Below are 234 nucleotides of genomic sequence, written 5' to 3'. Positions count from 1 at the left end.
CTGTGGAACCATAGTATACTATTAGTGTCAGCAAGGAAAGGAGAGAACAAATGACTGCTGAAACCACTTACTCGATCCGCCCGAACTTCTTCATCACCGACGCCGTTGAGGGGGTCAACCTAGACCCTGCTAACGAGCTCAATATCACCAGCGCACAGCGCAAGGAAATGAGCGAGAAGGCCGAAGCCGCCTACACTGCCCACCTGGATAAGATCGCCTCCAAGTATGGGGCAA

General features: G+C 52.6%; 1 protein-coding gene. It reads left to right on the top strand.

All coding sequences use genetic code 11. The annotated features are described in order from the left end of the window. Positions 1–50: 50 nt before the first annotated feature. The coding region (locus QP381_RS09495; protein WP_285068799.1) for a hypothetical protein at positions 51–234 on the top strand (184 nt) is incomplete at its 3' end.

Origin of the sequence: Pauljensenia sp. UMB6358 (genome assembly GCF_030216865.1) — a bacterium.
Taxonomy (GTDB): Bacteria; Actinomycetota; Actinomycetes; order Actinomycetales; family Actinomycetaceae; genus Pauljensenia; species Pauljensenia turicensis_A.
This window is presented reverse-complemented; position numbering and strand designations above follow the sequence as displayed.